The 1,102-nt window shown below is 66.0% G+C and carries 3 protein-coding genes; all 3 read right to left on the minus strand.

Annotation, left to right across the window (positions count from 1 at the left end):
* On the minus strand, positions 1–413 hold a 413-nt coding region (locus tag DIE12_RS37695), incomplete at its 3' end, for an amidohydrolase family protein (protein WP_148092738.1).
* A gap of 19 nt (positions 414–432) precedes the next feature.
* Positions 433–600 (minus strand): DUF1427 family protein, encoded by a 168-nt coding sequence (locus tag DIE12_RS37700; protein ID WP_044847131.1) that lies wholly within the window; start codon positions 598–600, stop codon positions 433–435.
* 170 nt (positions 601–770) lie between these two features.
* Positions 771–1,102, minus strand: a 332-nt coding sequence (locus DIE12_RS37705; RefSeq protein WP_124524138.1) for an isochorismatase family protein, incomplete at its 5' end; no start/stop codon positions are given.

Consider the following 1,102-nt stretch of genomic DNA (forward strand, 5'->3'; position numbering starts at 1 on the left):
GCGTTGAGTTCCTCGATCGTCGGCAGGCGCTTCTCGGCGAACTGGTGTTCGGTAAAGCCACCGACCACGCGCACCCATTGCGGCGCGGGCGTGATCGCCACCTGCCGCTTGAGCATGTCCATTGCAACGGCGAGCGACGGCACGCCGTCCCAGCGCAGCTCCATGTTGTAGTTCAGGCCACCGCGAATCACGTGGCAGTGGTTGTCGATCAGGCCGGGCAGCGCGCCGCGGCCGCCGAGATCGACGATCTTCGTCGCGCGGCCCGCGAGCGGCATGACTTCCGCGTCGCTGCCGACCGCGACGAAGCGGCCGTCCTTGATCGCGACGGAAGTCGCGACGGGGTTCGCGCGGTCGAGGGTCGTGAATCGTCCGTTGTGGAGGATCAGATCCGGTTGAGTCCCGGTTGCGGTCATATGCATCACCTCGCTTCGATCAGAAGCCAAAGAGCTGTTTGAGGGTGGGGATGGCCTGCACGCCGATCACCATGCCGAGCAACCCGACAAGGGCAATCAGCGGCGGTGCCGGGGAGCGCACCTTGATGGCGCTGTAAATGACACCGATCAGCAAGCCCGCACCAAGTGAAACCAGATAGGGTTCCATACGATCAATTTCTCGGACTGGTTGGAGAGCAGGTCCTGATGTCCCGGCCAACATGCCGCGGACGGCATCCGTGATTCGTTCACGGTCCGCCGTCCGCGGCAACGGAGCCGGCGCGGCGCGTTCACATCGAACCCGCCGCACCGGCATCGACGGTCGCAGACCGTCCGCGCTTACTTCGCCGGAACGGCCGGGATCGACTCGTGCGGCGTCGCGGTGCGCTGCGGTGCCTTGTGGACCATCGTGTACGCGTAGTCGACGCCCATGCCGTACGCGCCCGAATGCTCCTTCGCGATCGCCATCACGGCGTCGTACGTCTCGCGGTGCGCCCAGTCGCGCTGCCATTCGAGCAGGACCTGCTGCCACGTGACGGGCACCACGCCGGCCTGCACCATGCGCTGCATCGCGAAATCGTGCGCGGCCTGCGTCGTGCCGCCCGATGCGTCGGCGACCATGTAGATCTCGTAGTCGCCTTCGAGCATCGCGCACAGCGCGAACGTCGTGT

The organism is Burkholderia sp. Bp9015 (assembly GCF_003853505.1).
In the GTDB taxonomy this organism is placed as follows: domain Bacteria; phylum Pseudomonadota; class Gammaproteobacteria; order Burkholderiales; family Burkholderiaceae; genus Burkholderia.